Origin of the sequence: Neisseria montereyensis, assembly GCF_024834045.1 — a bacterium.
Taxonomy (GTDB): Bacteria; Pseudomonadota; Gammaproteobacteria; order Burkholderiales; family Neisseriaceae; genus Neisseria; species Neisseria montereyensis.
Window position 1 is genome coordinate 1 of sequence record NZ_JANUXW010000016.1, and the last position, 7,904, is coordinate 7,904.

The 7,904-nt window shown below is 42.6% G+C and carries 9 protein-coding genes; 2 read left to right on the forward strand and 7 right to left on the reverse strand.

Annotated features, from left to right (window positions below):
* Positions 1 to 156: 156 nt before the first annotated feature.
* Both accC and accB read right to left on the reverse strand, forming a co-directional pair.
* Entirely contained in the window at positions 157 to 1,518 is a 1,362-nt protein-coding gene (accC, locus tag NXS09_RS10670; RefSeq protein ID WP_259292500.1) for an acetyl-CoA carboxylase biotin carboxylase subunit, read from the reverse strand.
* A gap of 96 nt (positions 1,519 to 1,614) precedes the next feature.
* Positions 1,615 to 2,079, reverse strand: a complete 465-nt coding sequence (accB, locus tag NXS09_RS10675) for an acetyl-CoA carboxylase biotin carboxyl carrier protein (RefSeq protein WP_259292501.1) — start codon at positions 2,077 to 2,079, stop codon at positions 1,615 to 1,617.
* Between the two features lie 488 nt (positions 2,080 to 2,567).
* On the opposite strand from accB, the gene NXS09_RS10680 reads away from it, so the two are divergent.
* The gene (locus tag NXS09_RS10680; RefSeq protein ID WP_259292502.1) at positions 2,568 to 3,836 is read left to right on the forward strand and encodes a tetratricopeptide repeat protein; all 1,269 of its coding nucleotides are present in this window, start codon (positions 2,568 to 2,570) and stop codon (positions 3,834 to 3,836) included.
* 134 nt (positions 3,837 to 3,970) lie between these two features.
* Positions 3,971 to 4,582, forward strand: coding sequence for a Z-ring associated ZapG family protein (locus NXS09_RS10685; RefSeq protein ID WP_259292503.1), 612 nt, complete (start codon positions 3,971 to 3,973; stop codon positions 4,580 to 4,582).
* A 183-nt stretch (positions 4,583 to 4,765) separates the two neighbouring features.
* Here the strand turns inward: NXS09_RS10685 and NXS09_RS10690 are convergent, their stop codons facing one another.
* The 5 genes from NXS09_RS10690 to NXS09_RS10710 form a co-directional block, all read right to left on the reverse strand.
* Positions 4,766 to 5,569: a M48 family metallopeptidase gene (locus NXS09_RS10690; RefSeq protein ID WP_259292504.1), complete on the reverse strand. Its 804-nt coding sequence runs from the start codon at positions 5,567 to 5,569 to the stop codon at positions 4,766 to 4,768.
* 78 nt (positions 5,570 to 5,647) lie between these two features.
* The gene (locus tag NXS09_RS10695; RefSeq protein WP_259292505.1) at positions 5,648 to 6,349 is read right to left on the reverse strand and encodes an SIMPL domain-containing protein; all 702 of its coding nucleotides are present in this window, start codon (positions 6,347 to 6,349) and stop codon (positions 5,648 to 5,650) included.
* Positions 6,350 to 6,524: 175 nt separating this feature from the next.
* Positions 6,525 to 7,166: an orotate phosphoribosyltransferase gene (gene pyrE, locus NXS09_RS10700; protein ID WP_259292506.1), complete on the reverse strand. Its 642-nt coding sequence runs from the start codon at positions 7,164 to 7,166 to the stop codon at positions 6,525 to 6,527.
* Positions 7,167 to 7,422: 256 nt separating this feature from the next.
* Complete coding sequence (gene rpsJ / locus NXS09_RS10705) at positions 7,423 to 7,734, reverse strand: 30S ribosomal protein S10 (RefSeq protein ID WP_002642322.1); 312 nt, start codon at positions 7,732 to 7,734, stop codon at positions 7,423 to 7,425.
* A gap of 18 nt (positions 7,735 to 7,752) precedes the next feature.
* On the reverse strand, positions 7,753 to 7,904 hold a 152-nt coding region (locus NXS09_RS10710; RefSeq protein ID WP_491904498.1), incomplete at its 5' end, for an EF-Tu C-terminal domain-related protein.

The window sequence follows — 7,904 nt, forward strand, 5'->3', positions numbered from 1 at the left end:
TGACAGATGTAGTTTGAAATTGAAAAAGCTGAGTCCCGTAGCATACAGAACCCAGCTCGAAAAGGCAGCCTGAAAAGGCTTTTATGTTTGTCCAAGATTTGGGGGTCAGATCAATATTTCAGACGGCCTTTGTTAATGCATAAAATGTCACTAACCTTATTTTTCTGCTTGCGCTTTCTTCTCTTCCAACCAATGCTCAAGGTAATGAATACTTACCCCACCCTCTTGGAAATCATTATCGACAAACAAATCACGATGTAACGGCGTATTGGTTTTAATACCGGTAACAGCCAACTCCGCTAAAGCAACACGCATTTTCGCCATAGCTAGCTGACGGTTTTTACCGTGTACGCAGATTTTACCGATTAGGCTGTCGTAGTTTGGCGGAATACGGTAGCCTTGATAAATATGGCTGTCAACGCGAACACCCAATCCGCCCGGTAAATGACAACTTGCAATCAAACCCGGACTAGGAATAAAGTTATAAGGATCTTCCGCATTAATACGGCATTCAAAAGCATGTCCTTGCAATACGATATCTTTTTGTTGGTATTGCAAAGCAGCACCGCCTGCCACACGGATTTGCTCTTGAACGATATCCACACCGGTAATCAGTTCGGTAACCGGATGTTCAACCTGAACACGGGTATTCATTTCAATAAAGAAGAACTCACCATCTTCATACAAAAACTCAAATGTGCCGGCACCACGGTAACCAATGCGTTTACATGCCGCCACACAAGCCTCACCGATTTTACGGCGTTCCGTTTCAGTAATACCGGGTGCGGGCGCTTCCTCAATCACTTTTTGATGGCGGCGTTGCATAGAACAATCACGCTCACCTAAATAAATGGCATTACCTTGCTCATCAGCCATCACCTGAATTTCGATATGACGTGGTTTTTGCAGATAACGCTCCATATACACCATAGGGTTGCCAAATGCCAAACCTGCTTCGGTTTTCGTCATCTCTACGGCTTTAAGCAAATCTTCTTTTTTCTCAACCACACGCATACCGCGCCCGCCGCCGCCGCCGGATGCTTTAATAATCACCGGAAAGCCAACAGCATCGGCAATTTTCAAAATTTCTTTGTCATCATCAGGCAATGCACCTTCCGAGCCGGGAACACATGGCACGCCGGCCTCAATCATGGCATGTTTGGCCGACACTTTATCACCCATCAGGCGGATAGTTTCGGGACGCGGGCCGATAAATACAAAACCGGATTGTTCCACTTGCTCGGCAAAATCGGCATTCTCAGCCAAAAAACCGTAGCCCGGATGAATTGCATCCGCTCCGGTTACCTCTGCCGCCGCAATCAGAGCCGGAATATTCAGATAACTTTGCGGTGATGGTGCAGGGCCGATACATACCGATTCGTCTGCCAGTTTTACATGCAGGCTATCATTATCAGCCTCGGAATGTACGGCTACGGTAGCAATGCCCATTTCACGACAGGCGCGTAATACACGGAGAGCGATTTCACCGCGGTTGGCAATCAATACTTTTTTCAACATAGGGATTCTTTCAGAAGAAATTTCAAAGCGTTTGCTTTGCTCTGAATGCCAATATTCAGACGGCCTAAGCCTTAATGGAAGGCCGTCTGAAACAGCTTATTCGATGATAAACAAGGGTTCGCCGTATTCGACGGGTTGACCGTTTTCAACCAAAATTTCTTTGACCACACCGGATTTTTCCGCTTCGATTTCATTCATCAGCTTCATGGCCTCAATAATACATAATGTTTCACCCACCTGAACGGCTTGTCCGACTTCTACAAACGGGGGCGAGCTGGGGCTGGGTGCGCGATAAAACGTACCGACCATAGGCGATTTTTGTGCATTGGAAAAATCACGCTCAGCAGGGGCTTCGGCGGGCACGGCAACAGGAGCGGGGGTATTCGCAACCGGAGCAGTCGCCGCATGCTGTACCGGCATAGGCTGTGCGGTATAAATAGCTTGTTGCTGAGCGGTCGCACGCGTAATGCGTACTTTCTCTTCGCCTTCGGTAACTTCTATTTCGGCGATACCCGAGTCTTCAACCAAATCAATCAGTTTTTTCAGTTTGCGTAAGTCCATTAGGGTTCCTTTTGCTTATTTTAAAGCTGTACCGAAACACTGTTTTTCACTATGGAAATAACGTGTCCGGCTGTTGGGAATGAGACGCCTTTACAAGCGGTAACAAAAAAAGATATTTGGCTATTTTCACCAAGTTGTTATTAAATGTCCAGTAAAATATCAGAAAAAGGCAGTTTTGGCAGCTATCCTCCGGTAATAGTATAAATCTTTTTATGATCGAAAAGCTTGTAAATATTATAAGTATTTACTCTAAAGTCATCTAAAAAATTCTTATTCAATATTTTAGAAAAACCATATTAAAAATCTATAATATGCCCGAAACAAAGTATTTTTGCAGCCGCTTTGTATAAATACATGATTGGCTATCATTAAATTTATTTGCCATTGCTATTGGGCAAGATTTATTCTATACAGATAGCATTTTATATAGTTTATATATTAAGTTTTGCATCACCAATAGGCCGTCTGAAACAGGAAAACCCATAAATATGAAGAAACGTCTCACGCCACAACAACAAAAAATCCAACAACAACTCGATAAAATTTCCGTAGCATTCCGCCATTATATGGCTATGGAACAATATCAACAGGCAGTATCCGAAGCACTAAAAGCACATAAACTGATTCCCCAAGCCGTGGCACCACTTAGCGATGCCGCTACTGCAGCCGTTAAAGGTGAATTATGGCAGGAAGGGATTTCCTATGCTAAAAAAGCCCTGCAGCGCAATCCCGATCATATCAATTCACTAGATGCCCTTGCCCACGCTTATGGTGCGTTGCATGATTGGGAAAATTGCCGTTTATACGGACGACAGGCACTGGAAAACCGGAACCGTAATATAAAAAACCGCCCGCCCCAACCTGATATTTCAATCAAATCAAGCGGTAAAAAAATTATTTCATTCTCTTTATTTGGCAATCATGCCGGATATATCGAACCAGCCGTTATCAATACCGAATTAGCCAGCATCATCTATCCGGGCTGGGTATGCCGTTTTTATGTTGACGGCAGTGTTCCCGAACAAGCCTTACAACGTTTGCGGCAACACGGTGCGGAAATTGTGCGCGTATCACCGGAGCAAGAACAATGGCCGGGGACCATGTGGCGATTTTTGGCCATTAACGATTCCGAAGCGGAACGGGTAATTTTCCGCGATGCCGACTCTGTGATTTCCCAACGCGAAGCCCATGCCGTCGAAGCTTGGATAAATAGCGGCAAACGTTTCCACACCATGCGCGATGCCGGCACTCATACCGAATTAATTCTAGCCGGACTATGGGGCGCAATAGTCGGCAGCGTACCCAATATAGAAACAAAAATAACGGCTTATTTAAGCAAGCCGGTTGAATCAAGGCATTTTGCCGACCAGTTTTTCTTACGAGAAAACGTATGGCCTTATGTTTGCCAAAGCTTATGTGCACATGACCGTATTTTTGGTTTTTTTGATGCCCATCCTTTTCCCGATACCGAACCGTTTGATTATGATCATTATCATGTAGGTTGCAACGAGGGCAATGTCAGCTTTCAAGCCAATCCGAATCTACCCGATGGCAGTCGTGTTATCTGGCGTTTGTTCAGCCGTATTTCCCCTTTATTAAACCCAGATTATTCTATTAATCTATTATCTGAAGAACGTTTGGTCTGTGCTTATGAAACCACTGTGCAAAACGGTTTTGTCAGTGGCGTGCTGCCCCGTCGTTATTCTCTCGGTTTTTCAGACGGCCTTTCCAAAATTACGGTGGCAGCCATTACCTAATGAAGTTAAATCAAATGTAAACCATATTAAAATCAGGAACTATATCCCATGAAATTTTCAGCTTATTACCGGTTTCATTGGTTTTTCTGCCATATCATTGGTAAGATAGTAGCTGATTTAATGAAAGGAAAAATATGAATACAACTTTACCTTGGGCTGCACAACTTGCTATTGCCGCACTTATCGGCCTCGTTATCGGCCTCTTTCTGATGTGGCTTGGATTACGCGGAAAAAACGGCAAGAGTAAAAAAGAACATGAAGCTTTAAAACAAGAATTCGGGCAATACCGGCAAAAAGTAGACGAACATTTTATTGAAACGGCCGCCGCAGTAGACGAACTCAATAAAAGTTATCAAAAAGTTGTCCGCCATTTAAGTGATGGTGCACATACCTTAATGGATAAAGACACTTTACAACAACAGCTTGCTTTAAGAGGTGATACGTCTGTTACCGTAGCTTATCTGGCTGCATCCACAACAATCGACAATAAAGAAACCATTCTTCCTCCGGATCACTCTACCGACGACATTGCAATAAACAATGATGTTCAACAAAATCATAATATTGATTCGGAAACCGAGTTGACAACAACAGCTAACGAGCATCCGCTAACAGCAGATGAAACGCCGATAAGCCACTCGGAAGTTCAGGAAGTGACAGCCGACAATAATATTGCAGCGTCCGATGTTACGCAGCCGCAAAACTTTGAGTCTGCCGAATCAACAACAGAGCCGCCTAAAATATAAAAGCGTTTCAACCGATTCCCAACCGCAATAATATGAATAAATCATAAACAGATAAGTTTATCCATTTTTAAAGCGGCTTATCGTAAACAATAAAACTTAGATATCAAAAACAAAGCCGTCTGAAAGTTTTCAGACGGCTTTGTTAGTTTAAAGATTAAATATCATTTATTTCAAACAATGAATTTAACGCTTCTTACTACGTTCATAAATCGGCATCACTTCCGGCAACATATTGCGTATTGCCTGCATCCGTGCATTATTAGTCGGGTGAGAAGAAGTAATCGCATTTAAAGCATTGTTATTATCGTTGAGACGGTTCATTTTTTCCCACACATTAATAGCCGCCTGTGGGTTATAACCGGCCTGAGCCATCAGTCTCACCCCACCGGCATCCGCCTCACGTTCCTGACTACGCGAAAAAGGCATATTCACACCATATTGGCTAAGCAGACTAGACGATAAACCGATGGTATCTTGGCTAACTCCGGTCTGAGAAGCCACTAATGAACCACCGACACTGACAGCCAAATTCGTCAACACCTGCTGCCCGATGGCTTTCTTACTGTGCTCAAGTAAGGCATGGGTCATTTCATGACCGACAATAGCTGCTATTTCATCATCGGTCAGATTTAAACGTTCGACCATACCGGTATACACCGCCATTTTGCCACCGGGCATAGCCCAAGCATTCATTTCATCAGAACGGATAACATTCATTTGCCAATTGAAAGGCACGCCCGTTTGGTTAGCGCGCTCCGCATAGGGTTTAAGTCTGTTAAATACCGCATGAACACGGCGTGATGTTTTAGATGTTGTATCCAATACCCGTTTACTACGAGCCTCCTGTACAACTTGGTTATAGCTTTTGGCAGCACTTTCATTTAATGTGGCACTATCATAGCCCGCCATTTCGGCTACAGATGTGCATCCGGCCAACGCTAATGCGGCCGAGCAGACAAGGCTGCTGAGATATAAGGTCGGTTTCATACAATTACTCCTAAGGTTGACCGTTACTGTTTTCAGACGGCCTATTTAGAAAGACAGCCTAAAATGAATCATTAAAAATTACATCTGGATCGTACCGTGTACAGTAACACTTACTTCCTCAGTACCGGGTACCGTTTGCTCAGGTACCGACGGCGAAGCCATAGCTCCTGCAGGAGCGGCACGCATCATAGCCATACCATTATTAACCGTACGATTACCAATTTGCCCAAAATCAAGATGAACAATCTTATAGCTTCTGAATCCCATTTCTTTGGTTAAAGCAGCCGCCCGATCTTTAAAACGACGCAAAGCAGACCTACTTACCTCATCAACAGCATCTTGACGATTTTGCTTCGACACACTAAAAACCAAACTTTCCAAATTAGCATCTTGCTGCGTATCTGCAATCAATTGGTTTATCGCTTCAAAATTTTGGCTTTCAACTTGCAATAAAGCTTCTTCTTCCCATCCCGTCTGGGTACGATTACCTTTATCAGAAAACTCATAACGTGGCGATGCACTACGGCTTATTAACTCGGTTTTAAACGGGCTAGCTGTCGCCTTACGGGTTACACTATCCAATTTTTTAATAAAATTGGCACTGACTGCCTCACGATTAACACCTTCTTCATGCACACGCAACCGCGCAGAAGCAGTATCACGAACCACTTCAATACCGGCACTTTCTGAAAATTCAACAACATTGTAATTAAGCGTTTCCGCATAAGTAGGTATGCTTGCAGTCAATAGCAAAGTAACTAAGGCAATTGGTTTGAACATTTTCTTCTCTTTAATTTTTAGCAGTTTATATAACAATAATGTCAATTTAACATAAATTGGCAATGTTTTCAGATAAGTTATGTGACTTTTGTTTACTTCAGTTTCTAAATAACTTAATCATCATTATTCGGTATTTATCAAAAATTCATCGGCAAAACACCAGACTTACTAGCCACTATACCACACCATAACGTTTCCGATAGGCACGCACAGGTTCCAAATAGCCGCCAAACTCCGCATTATTTTGCAAAAGTGTAAATAAATCATTCAGATTAGCAATAGCAACAACGGGTAATCCATACTGTTTTTCAACTTCTTGAACCGCAGACAACTCACCGGTTCCCTTTTCCATACGATCTAAAGCAATCGCGACAGCAGCAGGCTCCGCACCTTCAGCTTTAATCAATTTAACCGACTCACGCACCGAAGTACCGGCCGAAATCACATCATCAATTATCAATACCCTGCCTTTAAGTGGTGCACCCACTAATACACCACCTTCACCATGATCTTTTGCTTCTTTACGATTATAGGCAAAAGGTACATTTACACCGTGTTCAGCTAGCATCATCGCTGTCGCTGCTGCCAAAATAATGCCTTTATAAGCAGGGCCGAACAACATATCAAACTCAATTTTGCTCTCAATAATGGCTTGTGCATAAAATCTTGCTAGCGCCAAAGTCGAAGCACCGTCATTAAACAAACCCGCATTAAAAAAATAAGGAGACTGACGACCCGCTTTAGTAGTGAATTCACCGAATTTCAATACATTTTGTGCCAATGCAAATTCTAAAAAATCTTGGCGAAAATCAGACATAACCTACCCTTATACTTAATAAATAGTTTTAAGATTGTAGCACATCGTTTAATAAGCCCTATTAAAAAACCGCTCAATCCCAATCATTCTAAAACCATAAATATTCGATTTAAAATTTGCTCATACCACGATATAGAGTCTTTGCAAAAATCCCAGAAAAAGTAAAATAAAATTACTTTTTAAGATAAACCCCAAAACAAAAGCCTCAAGCTATGTAATTAGCTTGAGGCTTTATTTTCTTAAGATAGAAGTTTAATTACTGAACTTTAATCTCAACGTCTACACCGGCGGGTAAGTCGAGCTTCATCAAAGCATCGGTAGTTTTATCCGTCCAGTCAACAATATCCATTAAGCGCAAATGAGTACGAATCTCTAACTGCTCACGAGAAGTTTTATTCACATGAGGAGAGCGCAAAATATTAAAGCGTTCGATTTTGGTTGGTAAAGGAATCGGTCCTTTAACCACAGCACCAGTACGTTTGGCTGTTTCAACAATTTCTTGAGCCGAACGATCAATCAAGCTGTAATCATAAGCTTTTAAACGGATACGGATTTTTTGATTTGCCATTTATCTATACCCTTCCGATTAAGCAATGATAGAAGATACTACACCGGCACCTACTGTACGACCACCCTCGCGAATGGCAAAACGTAAACCTTCTTCCATAGCAATCGGAGCAATCAACTCTACCGAAATCGTTACATTCTCACCCGGCATTACCATTTCCACACCTTCTT

What these genes read in the sequence shown, in the direction of transcription:
- NXS09_RS10690 (WP_259292504.1), bottom strand. Translation starts at nt 5,569, where the DNA reads ATGAAACCGACCTTATATCTCAGCAGCCTTGTCTGCTCGGCCGCATTA.
- NXS09_RS10695 (WP_259292505.1), bottom strand. Translation starts at nt 6,349, where the DNA reads ATGTTCAAACCAATTGCCTTAGTTACTTTGCTATTGACTGCAAGCATA.
- rpsJ (WP_002642322.1), bottom strand. Translation starts at nt 7,734, where the DNA reads ATGGCAAATCAAAAAATCCGTATCCGTTTAAAAGCTTATGATTACAGC.
- NXS09_RS10680 (WP_259292502.1), top strand. Translation starts at nt 2,568, where the DNA reads ATGAAGAAACGTCTCACGCCACAACAACAAAAAATCCAACAACAACTC.
- accC (WP_259292500.1), bottom strand. Translation starts at nt 1,518, where the DNA reads ATGTTGAAAAAAGTATTGATTGCCAACCGCGGTGAAATCGCTCTCCGT.
- pyrE (WP_259292506.1), bottom strand. Translation starts at nt 7,166, where the DNA reads ATGTCTGATTTTCGCCAAGATTTTTTAGAATTTGCATTGGCACAAAAT.
- NXS09_RS10685 (WP_259292503.1), top strand. Translation starts at nt 3,971, where the DNA reads ATGAATACAACTTTACCTTGGGCTGCACAACTTGCTATTGCCGCACTT.
- accB (WP_259292501.1), bottom strand. Translation starts at nt 2,079, where the DNA reads ATGGACTTACGCAAACTGAAAAAACTGATTGATTTGGTTGAAGACTCG.